This is a genomic window from Colwellia psychrerythraea (assembly GCF_000764185.1).
GTDB classification, from domain to species: domain Bacteria; phylum Pseudomonadota; class Gammaproteobacteria; order Enterobacterales; family Alteromonadaceae; genus Colwellia; species Colwellia psychrerythraea_B.
In genome coordinates this window covers 109,803-133,627 of record NZ_JQEC01000054.1, presented here as the reverse complement: position 1 = coordinate 133,627, position 23,825 = coordinate 109,803, and the positions used below count along the sequence as shown (strand labels likewise).

Here is a 23,825-nt window from a genome sequence, read left to right as displayed (position 1 = left end):
TATTCTCCTAGGCTTAAGCTGATTTAACATCGGTAGTGAAGTAAGATTTGCCTGATTTAGCCATTTCACGTAGGCCATCAGTAACTTGATATATCTCACCTAAATCAGCATATTTATCAGCCATTGCGATGAAGTTATCTAGCCCAAGTGTTTCTAAATAACGGATGGCACCACCTCTAAACGGTGGAAACCCAACGCCATAAATTAAGCCCATATCTGCTTCAGCTGCTGTATCTACAACACCTTCTTCTAAACAACGTACTACTTCGTTAACCATAGGAATCATCATACGAGCAATAATTTCTTCGCTGCTGAAGTCTTTCTTATCAGCACAATATTGGCCAAGTAATTCGTAAGCAATAGGAGCAGGTACTTTCATTGGACGACCACGTTTGTCTTTCATGTGGTCATAGAAACCTTTGCCATTTTTCTGACCAAAACGCTCATTAGCATACAAAGTACTAACCGGATCATTGGCAATTTTTTTCATGCGCGTAGGGAAACCAGCTGACATAACACCTGTGCAGTGATCAGCAGTATCAACACCAACAACATCAAGCAAGTAAGCCGGGCCCATTGGCCAGCCAAATTGTTTTTCCATTACTTTATCGATAGCAGTAAAGTCAGCACCTTCAAGTACTAACTGGCTGAAACCAGCAAAATATGGGAATAAAACACGGTTTACATAAAAACCTGGGCAATCATTAACAACAATTGGTGACTTACCCATTTTCGCTGCATAAGCAACAACAGCCGCTACCGTTTCATCGGAGGTATCTTTACCGCGAATTACTTCAACTAATGGCATTTTATTTACGGGATTGAAAAAGTGCATGCCACAAAAGTTTTGCGGACGTTTTACGCTTTGTGCTAATAAATCAATTGAGATAGTAGAAGTATTGGAAGTAAGAATGGCATCTTCACTGATCACGCCTTCAACTTCGGCTAAAACCATGCCTTTTACTTTAGGGTTTTCAACAACGGCTTCAACAACAATATCTACATCTTTAACGCTGTCGTAACTTAAGCTTGGCGTGATGTTATTTAACACACCAGCCATTTTTTTAACATTCATACGTCCACGTTCAACTTGTTTAGTTAAAATGCCCGTAGCTGTAGTTAAACCTAAATCAAGTGCTTGGTCATTAATATCTTTCATAATGATCGGCGTGCCTTTATAGGCTGATTGATAGGCAATACCACCACCCATAATACCTGCACCTAATACAGCGGCTTTCTTGACAGTTTTAGTGGCAAGTTTTCCTGCTTTTTTAGCCTTGCCTTTAATAACTTGGTCTGCCATAAACAAACCAATTTGTGCTGTTGCGGCATCTGTTTTTGCTAATTTGGCAAAACCTGCATTCTCAGCTGCCATTGCGCCAGTGCGATCTAAGTTTGCACTAGCAATCAATGTATTTATCATCACCATTGGTGCGGGATAATGTTTGCCAGCTTTTGCAGCAATCATACCTTTGCACGTTGTCGATGACATGATTAATTCTGTCGGAGATAAGTTTAATGCTTCTAATTTAGGTTGACGTTTAGCGCGCCAATCTAGCTTGCCATTAATTGCTAATTTAAGCATGCTAATAGCTGCAGCGCGTAAATTTTCTGGTACAACTACAGCATCAAGAACGCCTTGTGCAAGCGCTGCTGCTGGTTTGAATGCTTTACCAGTTGACATCCAAGTTGCAGCATTATCAAAACCGATAAGCCGAGGAAGACGTACAGTACCACCAAAACCAGGCATTAATCCTAGTTTAACTTCAGGCAGACCGATGCTGGCATTAGTATCAGCAACACGATAATCACACGCTAAAGTCATTTCACAACCACCGCCTAATGCGATGCCGTTAACAGCTGCTATCGTGGGTAATTGAATATCTTCAAATGAGTCGAAAACATCAGATGCCTTCTTTGCCCATGATGCTAATGAATCTTCAGGCTGACTAAATGAGGTTAAAAATTCAGTGATATCTGCACCAACAATAAATGTTGATTTAGCTGAGGTAACCATAACGCCTTTAGCCTCACTGCAGTTGTTAATTGCGGCAACTACAGCGATATATTCTTCAAAAGTTGCTTGATCAAATTTGTTTACTGATCCTTGAGCATCGAAATTAAGTTCTACAATGCCGTCTTCGAGTAATTGGGCAGAAAGGCTGTTGCCTTGATATATCATGCTTCGTCTCCTTCACCTAAAAGTGGTGTTGATGTTTGAATGATTTATCTATTTTTTTAGCGAAATTATCACTCTAAAAAACTTAGATAACTAATAATAGCTGACTGAGTGTGCCTTGAAAAAAAGTTAAATGCAATAAATTTAAACAGGTGTTTTAATTGCCTGTATTATTTTATTCATAGAGTGAGCCATACAGACAAAAAAATACCCAGCGAAAATATTACTGGGTATTTAGTAAACAGGCTTTATTGTAATGTGAAGGTAAGCAAAAGCTGATTTATATACTTTAGTTTTGTTGATGGAGAAAGTTTATAAAGTCTTCCGCTGGCATTGGCTTAGCATAATAGAAGCCTTGAACTTCATCACAGCCTAGTTCAATTAAACGTTCTTGCTGTTCAATCTCCTCAATACCTTCTGCAATAACTTTAAGCTGCATCTTTTTGCCTAAGTTAATAATTGTTTCAGCAATCACTGATTGACCTTCTTGATTAATATCGGTGACAAAAGCGCGATCAACTTTAAGTCGATCAAGAGGTAGCTTTTGCAAGTAACTTAATGATGAGAAGCCAGTACCAAAATCATCTAGAGCAATACTTATGCCTTGCGCTTTTAACTTGGTTAAGGCATCAATGATGATTTGTGGCTCATCCATTAAAATATTTTCTGTAATTTCCAATTCAAGTTTACTGGGTTTAATTTTATGCTGATTGATTGTATTAATAATATTATCAACAAAATTATCTTGTCTAAATTGCGGTATAGAAACATTGACTGAAATACTGAGCTCGGAGAAGTCTTGTTCTAGAGCTTGTAGTTGCTTACATGCTTGACTAATGACCCAATCGCCAATTTCTATGATTAAGCCTGAATATTCGGCCAACGGAATAAAAACCGCAGGAGAAACAAATTTCCCATCAGCTGTACGCCAGCGTAGCAGAGCTTCGGCACCAATAACTTTACCTGTGCTTAAGGAAAGCTGTGGTTGATACCAAAGTTCAAGGCAGTTATTGGCAAAGTCGTTACGCAATTGGCGGATCATATTGAGTCGCCATTGCATTTGATCTTCTATATCTGAATGATAATAAGCAAAATGTTCTAATCTATTTTTCTTGGCAATATTTAAAGCGATATTGATTTGATTTAAAACTTGCACACCACTGCTTTGAGCATGCTCTTTAGTGCAAAGGCCAAAACAAGCATTTATCGGTAAATGTTGCTCACCTGCAGAAAATGGCTGGTGAAACAAAGCCATTAATTTTTCAGGAGTTACACAATCAGCAGGACCGATAATGCCAAAAACATCCGCGCCAACACGGGCCAACTGACAGCCACAATCGATACTTTTCAAACGTTGACCAACAGCTGAAAGCAGTTTATTACCAATATCTTGCCCTAAAGCATCGTTAATATCGCTAAAATGATTTATATCAATTAGTGCTGCAACATAGTTTTTCTGACCACTTTGAGCAAATTGGTCAAGTAAACGTACAAATTCGAGACGGTTAGGTAAATTAGTAAGCCAATCTTTATAGGCAGCATTGGTGAGTTTTTGAAATAAATGAACATTTTCATAACCAACGGCAACCCCGGTTAAAAAAACATTAAGTAATTGAATTTGTATTTCAGTAAGAGGGGTTAAAAGTTCGACGTGAATTACCGCACGGTAATCACCTTTTGCAACATATAAGTTTAAGCTGTTATCTAGGTATTGGTGCTTCTGTTGTAAGAAACAAGACTTTACTTGTTTACTTGCTTGCTCATTTTGCAGCATATCAAGTTTTTGATTAATTAAATTATCATCAAAACCTGCTTGTGCTAAAACGTAAAAGCTTAAGTCATCAATATTATCAATGATTCCCTGACCTCTTGCACAAAATACCGCTGAGATATCATCACTAATTAGGCTTTTTAGTTGCGATAGAACACCTTGACTATAAGTTGCCAGTGAATGTTTAGAAGACAACTCGGTAGCACCTGAAACTATACGTTCTAAGCCTAAGCGGTTTTCGTTAACGGTTGCTATTTGTTGGAAGGAGCGAATTGCAGCAAAAACGGTAGTTACTAGCTTACGACGAGTTAATTCAGTTTTTGTCTTATAATCATTAATATCATACTCTTTGATAACACTTTCTTCGGGAGCATAACCCGGTTGACCAGTACGTAAAACAATGCGAATATCTTTACGTTTTAGAGTCTCTCTTATATATTTTACCACGTTCAAACCAGCGTCATCAGTTTCCATAACTACATCTAGCAGTACAAGTACAATATCACTATGTTCTTTAATGAGTTGGCAGGCATCTTTACCTGAGTACGCATGCAAGTACTCAAGGCGTCGCCCTAGTACAACCAAATCTGATAATGCTAATTGAGTAACTGAGTGAATTTCTGGATCATCGTCGACAATCAAAACCTGCCAAGTCTCATCACTGCCAAACGCTAAAATCTCGTCTTCATCACTGTCATCGATAAATAAAAAATCATCGTTTGAATTTTCGGATGCTTGCATACTGCCCTCATAACTAGACATATTTATTACACATATACCTAGTTAAAATTGAAATCTAATTTATTTAGCTTAACTATAACCTAATACTACTTTTTTACACTATTGCACCGGAGATTAAAAGCCTGTTTACTATAATTTTAATTGATTTAATTCGGTGAGTTATAATAAATTGAATTGACTGCTGCTTGGTTAGCTGCACTTTATCATGTAGCTCAGTGATTTAAGTGGCTTAGTAATGAGCATAAAGAGTATTATTTATAATTTATCTGACGATACTGCAAGATGGAGTTAGGGCAATGAGTAAGAAAAAAGCAGAGGTTGTAGTACTTGAAAAGGACCTTCATAAATCACAGGATGAGACTGAAATAGTCACCACTAATAAATCGCGTCAAAGCTCAGCAGAGGGGGGTGTATCTCAGCAATTTTTGAAACTTGCTAAGAAGTTTGCCATTGATGGTGCGTTGTTGCCTGAAGACAAACAAATGCTTATTGAAGATAGGACAGTTAAGCGGGCTAGATTAAGTCAATTAAGAAAACAGCAGAATATTGAACACATTATGCAGAAAACTTTAGGTTACTGCGCAGATTTCGAACTTGGACAAAGAACAGACCTTGATTGGTTTAGTCGTTATATTGCTCTATCTGAAGAGGTTAGTAATGCGACCATGCAAGATTTATGGGCGAAGATTTTAGCTGGTGAGCTGACTAAACCTGGGACTTTTTCTTTTAAGGCATTACAGGTTTTCCGGGACATGAGTATTTATGATGCAAAATTATTAGCAAAGGCTTGCTCTTTAGCAATAAAAGATCCTAATAAAAAAGGCATTCGGTTAATCAGTGGAGTTTACCAACAACCGGGTTTACTTAATTTCTTTTCTAAGCAGCGACAACAATATTGTAACTTAAGTCATTATGGTTTGAATTATGCTGATTTATTAGCTTTATCTGAGAACCATCTTATATATTTACAAGAAAGTGAGTCGAGTTTAATAAGTAAAGGTGAAGCTCTACAATTTACTTATAACGGTTTACCATTAAAGTTCACCGCAAAAAAATCGAATGTTTGTTTACAGTTTTACAAATTCACGCCACTAGGGGCCGAACTTGCTCACTTAATAAGTGACAAAAGTAATGACGAATTTTTTGCACATTTAAAAAATATGTTAAGTCATTATTTTTTAATTAATAGCGATTAACAACCACAGCTATTCTTTTAGTTATCTCTGGCATGTCGGCTTGGATTTTACATGCTTGCAACAGCTAAGTTAATTTACTAATGTTATATTATATCAATTGTGATATTATCTCATTTTGAAGGTCCAAGTTGACCAATGAACAATAAATTAATTTAGCTTCGCGGAATAATCATGTTAGATAGAATAGGCATTACAGCAACTTCCTTATGTGCATTACACTGCATATTATTACCTATTTTATTACCAATGTTACCCTTACTTGGTTTAAGTTTTCTAGCAGACCATGCATGGGAACATGTTTTTCTGCTCATGACAGCTGCGCTAGGTACGATAGCGCTTTTCTCTGGCTTTAAACGCTATCACAAACGTCTTTACCCTTTCTATTTGCTTTATTTAGGCGTGGCTTTATATTGGATAAAACACGATTTTTCTTCTGAATTAGAACCGTTTTTTATTATCGGCGGTGCCAGCCTAATTATTGCCGCGCATTTTATTAATATTAAACTGTGTAATAGCTGTAAACAATGTGATGATGAGACTTGTAGTAGTTAAGCACCCGAAAGTGTTTCTTCTACGCTCTATTGCTTTAGCTTTCAAACTCTTTTAATTTTCTTGTTAAAGTATTCCTACCCCAACCCAATTTTTTTGCCGCATCTTGTTTATGCCCTTGAGTGAATATAAGTGCCCGTTCAAGCATTATTTTTTCAAATTCAATCTGAGCATAATCAAGAATAGCCGATTTCCCTTGGGCTAACTCTTGGTCTACCCATGTACGCAGAACTTCCTGCCATGCATCGGAGGAATGCTTCAATGGTGCTGAATTTTCAGTTAATTCATTAGGTAAATCTTCAACCAGTATTTCTTGGCCACTTGCCATGACGGTTAAAAATCGACAAATATTTTCAAGTTGTCTAACGTTTCCGGGCCAAAGACAGTTTTTTAATACATCACTGGCTTTTTTACTGACGGTTTTAACTTCTACGCTTAGCTCATTTGCGGCTTGGGTTAAAAAATGCTGACTTAACTGGGCGATATCTTCTTTACGCTCTCTAAGACTAGGTAGATGAATTCGAATGACATTAAGTCGATGAAATAAATCTTCTCTAAACTCACCTTTATTTACTCGCTCTTCAAGGTGTTGATGAGTAGCGGCAATTATACGTACATCAACCTGAACAGGAGAATGCCCACCTACACGGTAAAACTGCCCATCTGAAAGAACGCGTAATAAACGAGTTTGAATGTCTAAAGGCATATCACCTATTTCATCTAAAAATAGAGTACCACCGTGGGCCTGTTCGAATCTTCCTTGCCGAACAGCATTAGCGCCAGTAAATGCGCCTTTTTCATGACCAAATAACTCTGATTCAATTAAGTCTTTAGGGATAGCGGCCATATTCAAAGGAATAAAGGGTGCATTGACGCGAGGGCTATGCGAATGAAGTGCTTGCGCGACTAGTTCTTTACCTGTTCCGGATTCTCCATTAATTAAAACACTAATACTTGATCGAGATAAGCGGCCAATGGCACGAAATACCTCTTGCATAGCTGGCGCTTCACCAATCAAACCAACCGCTAATGGGGGGGCTTCTTGCTGCTGATTATTTTCATTTTGCTCTCTAGCATGAGTAAGTGCACGTTTGGTCAGGTTGATGGCTTCATCAATATCAAATGGTTTTGGTAAATATTCAAAGGCACCACCTTGATATGCATTAACGGCACTGTCTAAATCAGAATGTGCTGTCATGATAATTACGGGGATATGGCTATGTTGTTTACTGATTTCTCTTAATAACTCCATGCCATCAATATTGGGCATACGAATATCAGAAACAATAACTTGTGGCTGACCGTGATCTAAAGCAATAAATAAATTCTCAGCGCTTTCAAAAGCAGCGCAACTTATATTTGCCTTGGCGAAAGCCTTTTCTAACACCCATCTGATGGAGCTATCGTCGTCAACTATCCACACTTGTTCGGTGATCATAATGTACTCTCTTGAGATAAAGGTGATTGATTTAAAGGCTGTTGTTTCAATGGCAGTAAAATTGTAAATTCAGTATGGCCAGGGCGGCTACTGCACGATAGTTTACCTTGGTGTTGGTTGATTAAGGTTTGTGATATCGATAAACCTAAGCCTGTGCCATTTGAGCGTCCAGACACCATTGGGTAAAATAGCGTATCTTGAATTTTACTGGGGATGCCCGGACCATTATCAATAATACTAATTTTAACCGCTAATTTTATTCGCTTTCCATGAATGGTTATATTGCTGGCAATACGTGTTTTTAAAGTAATATCATGAACTTCATCAATTGCCTGGATGGCATTATTTACAATATTCAGTACGGCTTGTTGTAATTTTTCTTGATCACATTCAATCGCAGGTAATGAGGGGTCGTAATCGCGTAATAAGTGAAACTTTTGTCCATTAGAATAACTAACAAGCTGGCATACTTTTTCAAGGATGCCATGGATATTTTGTGATTGCATTTGCGGCAATTGATTTGGGCCAAGTAGACGATCAACTAAGTTAGTCAGCCTGTCCGCCTGCTCAATGATCATGTTGGTATATTCTTGTTGTTCATTACTCACTTCCATCCCGAGCAGTTGCGCCGCGCCACGTAGACCACCAAGTGGGTTTTTAATTTCGTGTGCTAAACCTTTTATTAAATCCCTTGCCGCAAGCCATTGTTGGTGTTGAAAAACTTCTAAACTGATTTGCTTTTGTTGATCTATTTGTTTGAACTCAAGTAACACATGAGGAGATCTTTCAAATTCAACCGAAGAAGCGGTTACTTCGGCAGTGAAGTGGTGGTTTTCATTGAGCGCAACGACAATGTCGCTATCGGTGAACTCTTGTCCAGTAGTGAGTAATTGCTGTAGCCGACTGTTATTAATACTGGTATTAGCAAAAATAGCTTCAGTTGTGGTGTTGTATAAACGATAGAGACTTTTATTTAACAACGCTTCAGCAGAAGGGTTTACATAAACGATGGCTAGGTCTTGATTAAGAATAATAACAGCAGTTACTAACTGGTTAGCAAGTGATTGCTGATAAGATAATTTTTGCTCTTGTATATCAGTGCGACTATGCATAAAGACCTTAAGATCATTAACTTTACGCACCATTTTGGTGCGTGTTTTTTAAGTTTACTAAAGAAAGGTCTTATTTGCAGTGCAATTTTAAGTTACTGAAAAGAATGAAAGTATTTATATCTTTAAATACAGTCAGTTAGCGTAAATCAATTAACTTAGTTTGTTGAAGCTCTATGCATATAAAACGTTACTGATGTGGATGATGCAATAACCTTGCCTGTTTCATCTATTAGTAACATTTTGATTTTATGCTCGCCTCTATTAATGTTTCTTAGGGAAAACATAGAGTGCTTTTGTGGTTTTTTGTGAGGTTTACCATCGAGAACTAATTGAACTTCTAGTCCTAGTTTAAATCTAGGTGTTATGCCACCGCTAATATATATTGAGCCTGTGTTGTCACGTATGGTGGCATTATTTTTAGGAATGTTTATCGCTATTTCGTATTCTTCAATAGACTTTTGTGGGGTGATATCGAGTACTTCTGTTTCAACAGAGGTGCTTGATTGTATAATATTACCAGGCTTTGTTTTAACTTCTTCAGCGCCAGCTCTAGGGGAATCAGAAAAAACTAGTACTCCATTTTCATTACGCCAGACATAAATTTTAGCTGTGTTTGGGTGCACAGGCGCAGCTAATGTGATGCCTAATAATGTAAATAGCAATAACTTAATCATAGTTCGTTATATTCTTCCTGGGCTAGATGTTCGATATGCGTAGCAATCCATAATGTACGCTTATTTAAGTATATATCTATAATTTATACAAAAAAATGTTTTTGTTGCTTTATCTGTTAATAAGTATTTTTTTGTAGTTTAACTGCTCTATTTTGTTGTTTTTTGGATGGTGCACAGTTATTTCAGTCATAAAAAAGCTCACCTAAGTGAGCTTTTTTAAATGACGCAAAGCGCTATATGGTTAATACCAGATAGTTATTAAACGCTGTAATACATATCAAATTCTACAGGGTGAGTGGTAGAGTTTAATAATTCAATCTCTTTACGTTTAATACCTACATAGGCATTGATCATATCTATATCCATAACATTGCCCGCAGTTAAGAAGTCATTATCAGCTTCTAATGCATCAAGTGCTTCGCCAAAAGAAGAACATACTTGTGGGATTTCTGCTGCTTCTTCTGCAGGTAAGTCATATAAATCTTTATCCATGGCATCACCAGGATGAATTTTATTTTTAATACCGTCAAGACCAGCCATTAACATAGCTGTAAAGCCTAAATAAGGGTTCATTGTTGGATCTGGGAAGCGAACTTCAATGCGCATTGCTTTAGGTGAAGGCACCATAGGAATACGGATTGATGCAGAGCGGTTACGTGCTGAGTAAGCAAGCATTACCGGTGCTTCAAAACCAGGAACAAGACGCTTGTATGAGTTAGTAGAAGCGTTAGTGAAAGCGTTTAGTGCTTTAGCATGCTTGATGATACCACCAATGTAGTAAAGCGCCATTTCAGATAAACCGCCGTACTTATCACCTGAAAATAAGTTAACGCCATCTTTAGCTAAAGATTGGTGAACATGCATACCTGTACCATTATCACCAACAAGTGGCTTAGGCATAAACGTAGCTGTTTTACCGTATGCGTGGGCGACGTTATGAACAACATACTTATAGATTTGTACTTCATCGGCTTTCAATACCATGGTATTGAAACGACAAGCGATTTCATTTTGGCCTGCAGTTGCTACTTCATGATGATGTGCTTCAACGACTAAGCCCATATCTTCCATAACTAAACACATAGCTGAACGTAAATCTTGAGAAGAATCTACTGGGGCTGTTGGGAAGTAACCGCCTTTAACACCAGGACGATGTCCCATGTTGCCTTCTTCATACTCAGTACCAGAATTCCAAGATGCTTCTTTATCATCAATTTTATAGAAAGAGCCACTCATGTCTGTATGGAAACGTACATCATCAAATACGAAGAACTCAGGCTCTGGACCAATTAAAACAGTATCAGCAAGGCCTGTACCACGCATGTACTCTTCAGCACGATGAGCAACAGAACGAGGATCACGGCTGTAACCTTGCATGGTGTTTGGTTCTAAAATATCACAACGGATATTTAAGGTAACGGCTTCAGCAAAAGGGTCTAAAATAGCTGTTGATGGATCAGGCATCATTACCATGTCAGATTCATCAATACCTTTCCAACCTTCAATTGAAGAACCATCGAACATTTTTCCATCTTCAAAAAAATCATCATTAACTTGATGATGAGGGATAGAAATATGTTGTTCTTTACCTTTAGTATCAGTAAAACGCAGGTCAATAAATTTGACGTCGTGTTCTTTAATTAAGTCGAATACTGCTTGTGACATTTTGTCTCTCCAGTGAGGTTAATTTTATAAGTTGTTATAAATAATCGAATAAGTTTTATAATGGATGAAGTTATAAAGGTACGTTATTATCATTATTCATCTATTAGTGGTTGTTTAATTAGCTAAAATCATGCCAAGACAAAGCTCATTGATTAATAAGCTTTTTTGTTAGTTCATCTGTCGTTTATGCACTTTTATGGTGCTTTATATGCACCTTTTTGGTGCTTTCTTGTCTATTGTAATAATCCCACTATAGAATAAATTTAACTGTTTGCCCTTAATAATTTATATTTTTTTTATTTTGTTATGTTTAAAATACAAAACGACAGCTAGCCCGTAAGACTCATTGGTATGAAAATGCAGATAAACCATGGTGATGCTTGTAGTTTTATTATCTTTAAATTAATGAATGCCATAAGGTTCTTTATGAAAAACCCGATAGTTGCCCGGTTAACTAACATTGTTTTTATCCTATTTTTCCTTTCTATAAATAACGTAAGTTATGCACAGGAAGATACCAGCCAGTGGCAAAAGCCGACACCTATTTTTAAGCAAGATTTTGATTGGGTAAAGCTCACTTCTGACGAGTGGCTAAAAGGCGATATCGTCTCTATGTATGATGAGAAATTAGAGTTCGATAGTGATGAACTTGATATGCAAACAATCGATTGGGAAGATGTTGCTGAATTACGTAGTAAAGAATGGCAAAGCATTCGCATGTTTGATGGCACAATTGCTGAAGGTTATCTTGTACTAAAAGATGGTCAATTATCTTTAGTCAAGAACGGCGTAACTACACATTATGAAATAAGTAATCTGTTATCCATTGCCTCTTCAGGTAAAAATGAAATAGATTTATGGGATGGCTATGTAAATTTAGGTATTAACTTACGTCAGGGTAATACAGTACAAGTTGATTATACGTTCTCTGCGGGCATGCAACGTAGAAGCTCGAGTAGTCGATTCAAGGCCGATTACACCACAGATTATAGTCGTTATGAAGATCAAGAAACAGAACAGACTAAAGTTACTGCTGATAGCGAGCGTTTAACCTCATCTTATGACTGGTTTTTTAATCCTAAGATTTATTTCCGTGTCGCTGACTTCGAATATATCGCTGATGAATTTTTAAACCTTGATTACCGTGTTCATTACGGTATCGCTCTTGGTTATCATATTGTCGATAGTAGTCGTACGACTTGGGATGTTAATGCTGGTCCTAGTTACCAAAAAAGTAAGTTTATTGATGTGCAAGCCGATGCTAGCGATAGTGAAGACTCATTTGGTTTAACTCTAGGTACTGATTTCACCTTCGAATTAAGCAATGATATTGATTTTGATGCCTCATACAATATACAGATGGTTGATAAAGCTTCCGGTGGTAATATCCACCACTTCCAAACAGGTTTAGAAATTGATCTAGCCAATGATTTTGACCTTGATTTAACTTTCTATGCCGATCGTACCAATAATCCTAAAGCTGATAGTGAAGGTGTTATACCGAAGAAAAATGATTACCGTTTAGTGGTTAGTTTTGGTTATGATTTTTAATTAATCTACTCCGTTTTATTAAGGGGTTGTATTTAAGTTTATATCAGCCTTTTTTATTCTCAATACTTTGACTGTAGGCTCTACTAAATAGTGTGAAAAATCTTTTATTACTTGGTTTTGCCATTATTATCTTGGTTCCAGCTATTAGTTATGGGCAGGATTTTTCGGAGCATACAGCTGTATGGAGTCCGCCAACACCTGTTTTTTCTCAACAATTTGATTGGCTTCAGTTACGTTCTGGTGAATGGCTTAAGGGAGACATTATCTCCATGTATGAGGATGAACTTGAGTTTGAAAGCGATGAATTTAATACCTTCATTTTTGATTGGCAAGATGTAAAAGAGTTACGTAGCCGATTCGATCAACAAATACGTTTTGCTAATGGAGAGGTAAAACAAGGGTTTCTTATTGTTAAAGATGAACACTTAATTATAATCAGTGACGGTACTGAGCAACATTATCCCTTATCTGAGCTACTATCGATAACTTCCTCATCTGATGACCGTAAAGATCTATGGGATGGTAAGGTGAGTTTAGGCATTGATGTTAATACCGGCAATGTTAATCAGCTTGATTATATGGCTAGTGCAAGATTGCAACGAAGAACGCCTTTTAGTCGATTTAAAATAGACTTTATTTATAACTATAGTAAGTCAACTTTAGATGAGGATGCACAAGTAATTACTGATACTGGTCGTCTAACGGCTTATTTTGATTGGTTTTACAGTAGTAAGATGTTCTTTCGCGTCTTTGACTATGAGCACTTTACTGACTTACAGCAAAATATTAGTTCAAGAGATACCTTAGGAGTAAGTTTAGGTTACCATCTTGTGCAAAATAAACGCTTACAATGGGATGTGACTCTTGGTCCTAGTTACCAACAAACAGTATATGAAGACAGTCACTTAGAAAGTGATCAACATAGTGGTGTAGTCGCTCTTGGGACTCTATTTGATTATAGCTTGTCAAGTCGAGTCGATTTTCTGTTTGATTATCAACTTCAGTTTGTTGAGAATGACTCAGGCAAACGAAATTCACATTTAAAGACTGGCTTTGAATTCGAGCTTAGTAATGATCTTGAATTAGAAGTAATATTTTACCTTGATCGTGTTGCAAAGCCTGTTTCATCAATAAATACAGTGGTGCCAAAATCAAATGATTATAGATTGGTATTCAGTCTCGGTTATGAGTTTTAATTGCACAGCACTCTGATTTACTGTGTTGTGATTCTGAATTATTCATGGCTGACCACAACATTTGTAAGGGCATTACAACTGCAAAGTAAAATATAACCTTGTTGTCGCTCACTAGCAGATAAGCCATTAGTTGAATGTTGCTTTACTTGGCCACTTATTAACTTTGCTTTGCAACTACCACAACAACCTGCACGACAGGAATAAGGTAAAATTAGTCCTGCAGCTTCTCCTTGCTCTAATAAAGAGTCATTTTTATTACCTTGATATTGTTTATTCCAACGCTTATAAGAAATCGATACTTTCGCTTTGTTGTATCCGGTTTTTACTACTTTACTATCAATCATAGAGTTGGCCATTGTATTTTCTTTAGTAGCAGAGCTGATATCTTGCTTTGAATATTCATATTCACCATAACTTTCGTAATGATAGTAGTTAGGCGGTAAACCTAATTTTCGTAAAAGTTGTTGCGCAGTTTTTCTGAATAACTTTGGTCCACAAACAAAGGTGTGATAGTGACTGATTTGCTCAATATTGTGCAGAATATGTTCATTTAAACGCCCTTGTAAGCCATACCATTGTGAGCTGTTAGCTTGGGTCAGAGTATAAATTATTTGGCAATTACCATGCTGCTTAGCTAAATTACTTACTTCAGCTTGAGCAATTAAATCTGTTTCCTGTTTTGCACTATGAATAAATATCACTTGGTTTTTACATTGTTTAGCAACCATATAACGTAACATTGAAAGCATTGGGGTAATGCCACTGCCAGCACTTAACAGTAATACATGTTGCGGAACAGGATCGGCAAGATAAAAACCTCCTGCTACCTCTTGGGTAGAAATTGATTGACCAACCTTAAAGTGATCATGGAAATAATTAGAGACCTTACCTTGCGGGATGCGTTTTATAGTGATGCTAATGTAATCAGAAGTGGTTGGTGACGAAGATAATGTATAGCAGCATGATTGCAATTTACCTGCCATTTTAAAAGTAAAATTGAGATGCTGGCCAGCGTAGTAGTGAAAAGCCTGGTTTTCTGGCGATCTTGGATAAGAGAAAAAAAATGTCTTTATATCATTGGTCTCAATCTGAATTTTTTGACAGACTAATTGATATGTTTGCTGGGTAGCAGTAGTGCTAGCTTGTGTCATTTTTTACGTTACTCAACTAAGTTTTAAGTGCTTGTTTACAGTTTAAGCTTAGTAATTAAGGTATGATATCGCCAATTATAGCGCTTCTTTTAGTTTGATTATTATATCTATGAGTAATAAAATTCAACACCTACATATATTGGGCATTTGTGGCACCTTCATGGGAGGACTTGCCGCTATTGCCAAAGAGCTTGGTTTTAAAGTCAGTGGCTCTGATGCCAATGTATACCCACCAATGAGTACTCAGTTAGAGCAGCTGGGTATTGAGCTGACCTCAGGTTACCAAGTAGAAAACTTTAACGATGATATTGATATGGTTATCGTGGGTAATGCTATGTCTAGGGGAAACCCTATGGTGGAATATATGTTAGATCGTAATATTCCTTATACCTCAGGGCCTGAATGGCTGTTAGAAAATGTATTAAAAGATCGCTGGGTTCTCGCTGTTTCTGGTACTCATGGTAAAACAACTACCAGTAGCATGCTGGCGTGGATTTTAGAATATTCCCATTTATCACCAGGCTTTTTAATTGGCGGAGTACCGCAAAACTTTCCTAGCTCGGCTCGTTTAGGTGATACTCCTTTTTTTATCATTGAAGCTGATGAATACGATAGTGCTTTTTTTGATAAACGTTCTAAGTTTGTACATTACCGACCTCGAACTTTAGTGATCAATAATTTAGAGTTTGATCATGGAGATATTTTTAATGATCTCAGTGATATTCAAAGACAATTTCATCACCTCATCCGCACAGTGCCCAGTAATGGTTTGATTGTGTCACCAGCCAATGAGGTGGCGATAAGTGAAACGTTAGCCATGGGCTGCTGGACTGCAACCGAGTTTTCTCAACAAAACACTGAGCTCGACTCTGACCTTAATTCTGGCTGGCAAGTTGAAAAACTAAATGCTCAAGGCAGTGAGTTTATTGTTAAATTCGACGGTATAACACAGGGTACAGTCAAGTGGGGCCTTATTGGCGATTTTAATATTGATAACGGCGTTATGGCAATAGCCGCAGCTCGTCATGCTGGAGTACCAAGTTCAGTGGCTATTGAAGCCCTAGCGGAGTTTATTAATACTAAACGTCGCTTTGAGCTGCGCGGCACAGTCAATGGTATAAGTGTTTATGATGATTTTGCCCATCATCCCACAGCCATAGCAAAAACATTAGCAGGCGTACGTGCTAAAATAGGCGAACAAACACAGCCTGGCCGGATCTTGGCGGTATTGGAACCAAGATCGAATACCATGAAGTCTGGGGTGCATAAAGACGCTCTGCCTAAGTCACTGATTGATGCTGATCAGGTTTTTATTTATCAAGGCGAACAAGTAACTTGGTCAGTGAGTGAAATGATAAAACAGTGCCAAGCACCTTGCCAAGTTGAAGACGATATTGAAAAATTAGTTGAAAATATAGCGCAACAAGTACAAGCGGGCGATATTATAGTTGTCATGAGTAACGGTAGTTTTGCCGGTATACATGATAAATTATTAGGCCGTTTAGCAATCATTACCATATAAAGAACAAAGCCGTTTAAGTATTACTATTTAAGTAATACCATTTCGTATCATAGTAGTTTAATTAAATTCGTAAAAAGAGAACCAAGCACAATGACAGTTTTAACCATACTTACCGCCCCAAATAAACAATTATTAAAGCCAGCAACACCTGTAACAGATGTCAGTAAAATTCAAGGCTTAATCGATGATTTACTTGCTACCATGTACGATACGGAGGACGGTATTGGTTTAGCGGCGACACAAGTTGGTCGCGGAGAGGCGGTAGTGGTTATCGATATTTCGGAAGACCGTGATGAGCCGTTAATTCTAGTAAACCCAGAAATCGTCAGTGGTGAAGAAAAAGCTAAAGGTCAAGAGGGGTGTTTATCTGTACCAGGTTATTACGCTGACGTGGAGCGTTTTACTAAAGTTACCGTTGAGGCGTTAGACCGCCATGGTAAAGAAATTACTATCACCAGTGATGATTTTCTTGCCATTGCTATGCAACATGAAATAGATCATTTAAAAGGTACGTTATTTATTGACTACTTGTCGCCACTTAAAAAACAAATGGCGTTAAAGAAAGTGAAAAAAATGATTAAGAACAGCTAACTTTATTCAATGACTCAGAGGACAGTTAATGACAAATAAACCAAGTAATGCTGTGATTGGACAAAGTGACTTTAATGGTAAAATAACACTAGCGATTACCGGTGCCTCAGGTGCTGGTTATGCCTTACGTTTGATTGAATGTTTAATCGCGGCAAATTATCAATTATATATACTGTGCTCAAGTGCTGGCCGAATTGTTGTAGATACTGAAGTGGGTGTCAAAATCCCTAGCTCTCCAGACGGTGCTAGTAAATTTTTAACTGAAAAGTATCAAGCCAAAGCACAACAAATTACTGTGTTTGGCAAAGAGCAATGGTTCTCCCCTGTTGCTTCCGGCTCAGCGGCACCGAAAAAAATGGTTGTTTGCCCTTGCTCGACCGGAACTATGGCGGCTATTTGTCATGGTATGAGTGATAACTTGATTGAGCGCGCTGCAGATGTGGTGATTAAAGAACGTGGTCAGTTAATTTTAATGGTCAGGGAAACGCCATTTTCGACTCTGCATTTACAAAATATGCTCAGTCTGTCTCAGCAGGGCGTTACCATAATGCCAGCCTCACCAGGCTTCTATCATAAGGCGGAGTCAATTGAAGATCTTATCGATTTTATGGTGGCTAGAGTATTAGATCATCTTGGTATTGCCCAAGACATTATGCCGCGTTGGGGTTATAGCTAATACACTCAGCTTCAATTAGAAAATTAACTATTAACTTATTTGTTAAGAATTAGGCTCGTTGGCTAATTTTAGTCATCAAAGCTAAATTCAATATAGGCTTTGCCTAATTCATTTTTTAGCGGAATGATAATGACAGGACCTTTAGCTTTGTGATGAATTGAGTGATTGGGACCTGAAACAACAATAGGTGTGGCCATATCAAACTCAATGCCCTTTTCACTTAACAAACGCTTAGCACCGCCGGTAACCATATTGGTAATTTCACCCACTAAGTCAATAATCTCTTCATTGAGTTCATCGGGTGCTTCTCCGACCATTTTTTTCATTGTAGCTAATGCTAACCCGCCTTCAAAAGTAATTGATAAAGAGCCTTTTGCTTGATCACTAACCATGCCAATTAAACCTGAGACATCACCCATGGAGACTTCATTTTTTTTAAGTCGTGGCTTTTCTGGTATTAATTCCATTTGAGCCATAGTCGACATGACATTAAGCATTGAAGATAAAAATGGATTGATAAACTCTACATTCATGAAGGTTCCGAATCTTAACTGTTTAGATAAACTACTTTCTTTGATTTTGCATGCTTATTTTACAAATGTAAATCAAATAGCGTAATAGTTTTATAATATATGGTGTTAATCGCTTGGCGGTTTAGCTAGTGATCCGTTTGGGGAGTGATTATCGCTTCTTTGATTCTATAATCGAAAGTTAAGCTGCCAAAAAGCGCTACACCTTGAAGATCTTTACCTTGAAAATTAACAGTATTCACTTGCTTAGGGTAAGTATCGATGAGTATTGCATTTTTTACCACTAATTGTGGTAAAAAACTTTGCTGTTGGCTTTCTTGATAAGCAATAACCTTTCCTGAAATCACTTCAAAGCCTAACCAATTGAGGGGGATATTTACTTGATTACGACTTAAAGTAAACTGTCGCTCAAAATACTGCTGAATATATAAATCATAATGTTTATGCTCTGCTGAAAAGTGAATCTGTTTGCTCTGAGCAATGGCATTTTCAATATCATGACCAGTGTATTGATGAATTATTTCAAGATGTTGAGTTTCAGGGTTTACATTTAACTCACTGACGCCAAAAAAATAGGTGTGACCTGTAGCCGAAGCTACAAGTCCCATATAAAAGCTGATAGCAATTAAGTACTTGCTAAATCTTTTAACCATTATTGGTTTTCTTCTTTATGTTCTTTCTCTTCGTGAATTTTTTCATCAGAACTATCTTTAAGCTTTTTATTATAATCACGCATCATATCTTTTTTCTTCGCTTTATAAAGATCAAAACGAGATTGAATAGGTCGTGCTGGCCAATAGTTATTATTAACGTCAACATCGGCTGTTTGCCAGTTAGAATCTAAGGCTATTTCGGTTATTTCTTTATCACGAATTAACAATTTAGAGACCTTTTTGCTGTTTCTACGCCAGATTTCAGCGGGAATATAGATGTGCTCAGTCGAGTTATCAGCATAGGTAATATCCAGTAAAATTGGCATCACTAAACCACCATGATTCGAGAAATCAATAACATAGAACTTGCTGTCATTAACCAATAACGCTTGTTGCCAAGGCTCTAGCGCCTTGTGGGCTTTATTGTATTTATTGCGATCTGCATTGGTGGCAGTAAACTCGTCATGTTCATTGTAAAAGTCTAATAATTCAGGCTTGTCTTGTGTGCGAACCCATTGGCCTTTATTACGTAAATCACTGATGAATTCTGGTTGTTCGTTTTCTAGCGCACGTTCCCAAGCTTCTTCCACATCAGGATTTTGACTGTTTGGACGATATATATAAACATTATCTATAGATAAATCAACGTGGTCTGTAGTGTAGAACCAACCACGCCAAAACCAATCTAAGTCAACAGCAGAAGCATCTTCCATAGTACGGAAAAAATCAGCTGGCGTAGGTCGTTTAAACTTCCAACGTTGAGCGTATTCTTTAAAAGCAAAATCAAACAGCTCACGGCCCATAATAGTTTCACGTAAAATATTTAATGCCGTTGCAGGTTTGCCGTAAGCGTTATTTCCAAATTGTAAAATTGACTCAGAATTGGTCATAATCGGTACTTGATTATCACTTTTCATATAACTTGCAATTTTGCTCGCGTGACCACGGCGAGATGGGTAACCTTCTTCCCAAGCCTGCTCAGCAAGAAATTGTAAAAAGGTATTTAAACCCTCATCCATCCAAGTCCACTGACGCTCATCAGAATTGACAATCATAGGGAAGTAATTGTGACCTACTTCATGAATAATAACGCCAACTAAACCGTATTTGGTACGACGAGAGTAGGTTTTTTCACCCGTTTTTTTATTTAAAGTAGGACGTGGACCATTGAAAGTGATCATTGGATATTCCATGCCACCGACAGGACCGTTTACTGAGATAGATACAGGGTAAGGGTAATCAAAGGTATATTTATTGTATTGCTCCATCGTATGGATAATAGCTTCGGTTGAATATTTCTCCCAAAGAGGATTACCTTCGTTAGGGTAAAATGACATAGCCATAGTGTCGCTGTTACCTTGCTGGTAACCTTGGGCATCCCAAATGAACTTTCGGCTAGAAGCGAAGGCAAAATCACGAATGTTTTTGGCTTTGAAATGCCATGTTTTTGTTTTATTGCTACGAGATTTCTCATTAGCTAACGCTTCTGCAGGGGTAATAATTAAGACAGGTTTTTTAGCTGTTTTAGCTTGTTTTAAACGCTTTTGTTGTGTGCTGGTTAATACTTTACTTTCATTTTGTAAAACACCGGTAGCCGCAACAACATGATCAGCAGGCACGGTAATTTTAACATCGTAGTCGCCAAATTCTAAGGTGAACTCACCACTACCTAAAAATTGTTTATTTTGCCAGCCCATTGCATCGTAATAGGCGGCAGCTCTTGGAAACCAACTAGCTATTTCGTAAAGGTAGTTATCATCTTCTTTAAAATACTCATAACCTGAACGGCCACCCAGTACTTTCTGCTCGTGCAGTTGATATTGCCAACTAATGTCAATTTCAACGCTTTTACCAGTTCTTAACGGTTTAGGTAAATCAACACGCATCATAGTGCCGTTAATTACATAATGTAGTGCTTTACCATTACTGGTAGTTACTTTAATAATTTCATAACCGCCATCGAACTTAGGTGCTTCTACCAGCGAACGAAAGCTTCTAAAGCTAACTTTATCTTTACTAGGAGCTGTACTGGTTATTTTGTTGGCAGAATCACGTTTCATGCGGTTTTGGTCTAGCTGCAACCACAAATAGCGTAAGGTGTCAGGAGAGTTATTCTGATAGTCCATGGTTTGTGCGCCAGTTAAACGCTGGGTTTTGTCATCTATGGCAATTGAAATATCATAATCCACTTGTTGTTGCCAATATTTATGGCCTGGTGCGCCTGACGCCGTACGGTAAATATTAGGAGTAGGTAATACTTCTTCTAGTTGACGAAATTTATCGTCAAAGACAGCTTTACTTGCTTGGCTATTTACTGACAGTAGGCCAGAAAACACCAGTACTAGGCCTATTAAGGCAGTAGATGTTGAATATTTCATAATATTTCCAATATAGAGGTGGCACACGTTTTAACGCTTTTTATGGGATGTATACTCGTTACCATTCAAAGAGCAGGATTTCAGTGGGAATTAAAATGACTTTAGGTAAGGCAAATAATTTCATCATAGTCACTCTATGGTTTGATTATTTAGCGCAGTGTAAAGTCACTTTAAACTCATCATAGAAATTGCTCAAGCACTCTGAAAGCTGCATCTTGATTGATAACGGGTATTTACAATACTTAATACTGATCTGGACTTTATATCACAATCAGAAACGCCTTGTTACTTGCAAAGCCGTATTTGCGATAAAAAGTAGATTAATCAGGGTCAGTGGGGAGAGAAAGTTAGACTTGAGTACAGTTTTTACAGCTACCATGTGCTTCAACAATTTGATGGCTGATGGTAAAGCCGTTAGCATCAGCCATAGTGCGTAGCGCTAAATCAAAATTATTAGATTGTATTTCTTCAACATGACCACATTGATCGCAAATTAATAATTGCACAGGGTGATTACACTCACCAAAATGGTGGCACATAATAAAGGCATTAATGGACTCTATTTTATGGACAAAACCCTGTTTAGATAAAAAGTCTAAGGCACGGTAAATGGTGGCAGGTTTTGCGGCGGCATCTAACTCTTTTAGTTCAGCTAACAAGTCATAGGCACCAACGGCCCCTTTATGGTTAGCCAACAATAAAAAAACCTGCTCTCTTACTTTGGTAAAACGAGCGCCTTTCTTTTGGCAAACGAGTTGTGCTTGTTGTAATAAAGATTCTGCCGTCATGGTGCTATTCGGATATTTTTTGTCTAAGAGTTGATTAGTTTTCCAGTGTAGCATAGCTCTTTATCAGGACGTAAATATTTTTAGTTAAGCTGAACTAGCCCCCTAATTATCATTCTGAGAAATCGATTGTTACAGGGAGAAGAACAGTCCCTATATAAACTATTCGCCATTTATTTATGCTAATACTCAAACCACTTCAAACTGAACAAGTACTTTGAAGTGGCTTGAGTATATATTACAATAAGGTTTACTTATAAGAAAGACAGCGCTGTCTTTTTGCGTTTTCAGACGATAAATATTGCTAGGAAATTAACATGACTCGTTATCTTGCGCTCGATGCTTTTAGGGGCATTACCATAGCTTTAATGATTTTAGTGAATACACCCGGAACATGGTCGCATGTGTATGCGCCGTTATTACATGCTGACTGGAACGGTGCTACGCCAACCGATTTAGTCTTCCCATTTTTCTTATTTATTATTGGCTCTGCGATGTTTTTCTCTTTTAAGAAGAGTAACTTTGCTGCCAGCACTGAGCAATTTAAAAAAATAATTAAACGTGGTTTTATCATGTTTTTTATTGGCTTTATGCTGAATGTTATTCCATTTACCACTAATGTTGAAGATTGGCGCATAATGGGAGTGTTACAACGTATTGGTATTGCTTATGCGATAGCGGCTTGTTTGGTCTTAATGCTAAACCGTACAGGGGTATTTATAGCGTCAGCTGTGATCTTGTTAACGTATTGGGCATTGTTATTAAGTGTGGGGGGAGGGGCTTTGACCATTGATGGTAATATTATCCGTCAGTTTGATTTAGCCGTACTGGGTGCTAATCACATGTATACCATGCGCGGCGTTGCTTTTGAGCCTGAAGGCTTGTTAAGTACTATTCCAGCCATAGTTAATATGTTGCTAGGTTTTGAGTTAACACGATATTTAACCAGCATTAAAGATAAAAAAAGTAGCGTTATTAAGTTAATCCTAATTGGCGGCTTAGCAGTAGGTTTTGGTGCACTTTGGGGTTTAGTATTACCTATAAATAAGTCGTTATGGACACCATCTTATGTGATTTACAGCACAGGCTTTGCTTGTTTGTTATTGGCAGCCTTTATCTGGTTAATTGACATAATGAAGCAAGTTAAACTTGCACAGCCTTTGCTGATTTATGGAACAAACCCATTATTTGTTTATGTATTGTCATTTTTAGTGGTGACAGTTTATTTTCAAATAAGTATTGGTGATAGCAATATGTATGCTTGGTTATACCAACAATTAAGTGCGCTATTTCCTCCTAAATTGGCTTCATTTATTTTTGCATTTTCTCATGTAGCATTGTTTTGGTATGTGTCATTAAAACTCTACCAACGTAAAATTTTCATTAAAATTTAGTCCTAGAGTTTCAACATGCCTTTTAAGACATGGTAAAATTAGGAAGTAAAAACACTGCCAAAAAGCCTTGTTT

The 23,825-nt window shown here is 37.5% G+C and carries 19 protein-coding genes; 8 read left to right on the top strand and 11 right to left on the bottom strand.

The genetic code is table 11. The annotated features are described in order from the left end of the window. Positions 1 to 13: 13 nt before the first annotated feature. Both fadB and GAB14E_RS04230 read right to left on the bottom strand, forming a co-directional pair. The gene (fadB, locus tag GAB14E_RS04225) at positions 14 to 2,182 is read right to left on the bottom strand and encodes a fatty acid oxidation complex subunit alpha FadB (protein ID WP_033083836.1); all 2,169 of its coding nucleotides are present in this window, start codon (positions 2,180 to 2,182) and stop codon (positions 14 to 16) included. A gap of 286 nt (positions 2,183 to 2,468) precedes the next feature. After that, complete coding sequence (locus GAB14E_RS04230; protein ID WP_033083869.1) at positions 2,469 to 4,691, bottom strand: bifunctional diguanylate cyclase/phosphodiesterase; 2,223 nt, start codon at positions 4,689 to 4,691, stop codon at positions 2,469 to 2,471. 296 nt (positions 4,692 to 4,987) lie between these two features. Between GAB14E_RS04230 and GAB14E_RS04235 the strand changes: the two genes are divergently transcribed. Both GAB14E_RS04235 and GAB14E_RS04240 read left to right on the top strand, forming a co-directional pair. Beyond that, positions 4,988 to 5,887 carry a TIGR03899 family protein gene (locus tag GAB14E_RS04235; protein ID WP_033083835.1) on the top strand — a complete coding sequence of 300 codons (900 nt, stop codon included), beginning with the start codon at positions 4,988 to 4,990 and terminating at the stop codon, positions 5,885 to 5,887. A gap of 171 nt (positions 5,888 to 6,058) precedes the next feature. Beyond that, positions 6,059 to 6,439, top strand: a complete 381-nt coding sequence (locus GAB14E_RS04240; RefSeq protein ID WP_033083834.1) for a MerC domain-containing protein — start codon at positions 6,059 to 6,061, stop codon at positions 6,437 to 6,439. Positions 6,440 to 6,473: 34 nt separating this feature from the next. On the opposite strand, the gene glnG is transcribed toward GAB14E_RS04240, so the two are convergent. The 4 genes from glnG to glnA form a co-directional block, all read right to left on the bottom strand. Then, a complete protein-coding gene (gene glnG / locus GAB14E_RS04245) occupies positions 6,474 to 7,874 on the bottom strand; it encodes a nitrogen regulation protein NR(I) (RefSeq protein WP_033083833.1) in 1,401 nt (466 codons plus the stop codon). Next, positions 7,871 to 8,986: a nitrogen regulation protein NR(II) gene (glnL, locus tag GAB14E_RS04250; RefSeq protein WP_033083868.1), complete on the bottom strand. Its 1,116-nt coding sequence runs from the start codon at positions 8,984 to 8,986 to the stop codon at positions 7,871 to 7,873. Before glnL ends, glnG begins: the two co-directional genes overlap by 4 nt. 155 nt (positions 8,987 to 9,141) lie before the next feature. After that, positions 9,142 to 9,660: a DUF4124 domain-containing protein gene (locus GAB14E_RS04255; protein ID WP_033083832.1), complete on the bottom strand. Its 519-nt coding sequence runs from the start codon at positions 9,658 to 9,660 to the stop codon at positions 9,142 to 9,144. Between the two features lie 258 nt (positions 9,661 to 9,918). Then, the gene (gene glnA, locus GAB14E_RS04260) at positions 9,919 to 11,325 is read right to left on the bottom strand and encodes a glutamate--ammonia ligase (protein WP_033083831.1); all 1,407 of its coding nucleotides are present in this window, start codon (positions 11,323 to 11,325) and stop codon (positions 9,919 to 9,921) included. A 426-nt stretch (positions 11,326 to 11,751) separates the two neighbouring features. On the opposite strand from glnA, the gene GAB14E_RS04265 reads away from it, so the two are divergent. Further along, positions 11,752 to 12,876: a DUF481 domain-containing protein gene (locus GAB14E_RS04265; RefSeq protein WP_052093978.1), complete on the top strand. Its 1,125-nt coding sequence runs from the start codon at positions 11,752 to 11,754 to the stop codon at positions 12,874 to 12,876. A 92-nt stretch (positions 12,877 to 12,968) separates the two neighbouring features. Next, the gene (locus GAB14E_RS04270) at positions 12,969 to 14,072 is read left to right on the top strand and encodes a DUF481 domain-containing protein (RefSeq protein ID WP_033083830.1); all 1,104 of its coding nucleotides are present in this window, start codon (positions 12,969 to 12,971) and stop codon (positions 14,070 to 14,072) included. A gap of 38 nt (positions 14,073 to 14,110) precedes the next feature. On the opposite strand, the gene GAB14E_RS04275 is transcribed toward GAB14E_RS04270, so the two are convergent. Continuing rightward, a complete protein-coding gene (locus tag GAB14E_RS04275; protein ID WP_033083829.1) occupies positions 14,111 to 15,223 on the bottom strand; it encodes an FAD-binding oxidoreductase in 1,113 nt (370 codons plus the stop codon). 109 nt (positions 15,224 to 15,332) lie between these two features. On the opposite strand from GAB14E_RS04275, the gene mpl reads away from it, so the two are divergent. The 3 genes from mpl (at position 15,333) to GAB14E_RS04290 (ending at position 18,012) form a co-directional block, all read left to right on the top strand. After that, a complete protein-coding gene (mpl, locus tag GAB14E_RS04280; RefSeq protein WP_081967886.1) occupies positions 15,333 to 16,745 on the top strand; it encodes a UDP-N-acetylmuramate:L-alanyl-gamma-D-glutamyl-meso-diaminopimelate ligase in 1,413 nt (470 codons plus the stop codon). Positions 16,746 to 16,835: 90 nt separating this feature from the next. Further along, positions 16,836 to 17,336: a peptide deformylase gene (def, locus tag GAB14E_RS04285; RefSeq protein ID WP_033083827.1), complete on the top strand. Its 501-nt coding sequence runs from the start codon at positions 16,836 to 16,838 to the stop codon at positions 17,334 to 17,336. Between the two features lie 28 nt (positions 17,337 to 17,364). Then, on the top strand, positions 17,365 to 18,012 hold the full coding sequence (locus GAB14E_RS04290; RefSeq protein ID WP_052093973.1) for a flavin prenyltransferase UbiX: 648 nt from the start codon (positions 17,365 to 17,367) through the stop codon (positions 18,010 to 18,012). Between the two features lie 68 nt (positions 18,013 to 18,080). Here GAB14E_RS04290 and GAB14E_RS04295 read toward each other — a convergent pair whose 3' ends face one another. From GAB14E_RS04295 to GAB14E_RS04310, 4 genes are all read right to left on the bottom strand, one after another. Continuing rightward, positions 18,081 to 18,545 (bottom strand): chemotaxis protein CheX, encoded by a 465-nt coding sequence (locus GAB14E_RS04295; RefSeq protein WP_033083826.1) that lies wholly within the window; start codon positions 18,543 to 18,545, stop codon positions 18,081 to 18,083. Between the two features lie 125 nt (positions 18,546 to 18,670). Beyond that, the gene (locus tag GAB14E_RS04300) at positions 18,671 to 19,195 is read right to left on the bottom strand and encodes a DUF6702 family protein (RefSeq protein ID WP_033083825.1); all 525 of its coding nucleotides are present in this window, start codon (positions 19,193 to 19,195) and stop codon (positions 18,671 to 18,673) included. Continuing rightward, complete coding sequence (locus GAB14E_RS04305) at positions 19,195 to 21,573, bottom strand: M1 family metallopeptidase (RefSeq protein WP_052093972.1); 2,379 nt, start codon at positions 21,571 to 21,573, stop codon at positions 19,195 to 19,197. Before GAB14E_RS04305 ends, GAB14E_RS04300 begins: the two co-directional genes overlap by 1 nt. A 347-nt stretch (positions 21,574 to 21,920) precedes the next feature. Continuing rightward, positions 21,921 to 22,361, bottom strand: a complete 441-nt coding sequence (locus GAB14E_RS04310) for a transcriptional repressor (RefSeq protein ID WP_033083864.1) — start codon at positions 22,359 to 22,361, stop codon at positions 21,921 to 21,923. 314 nt (positions 22,362 to 22,675) lie between these two features. Here GAB14E_RS04310 and GAB14E_RS04315 point away from each other — a divergent pair, with 314 nt between their 5' ends. Next, positions 22,676 to 23,752 carry an acyltransferase family protein gene (locus GAB14E_RS04315; protein WP_033083824.1) on the top strand — a complete coding sequence of 359 codons (1,077 nt, stop codon included), beginning with the start codon at positions 22,676 to 22,678 and terminating at the stop codon, positions 23,750 to 23,752. Positions 23,753 to 23,825: the final 73 nt, after the last annotated feature.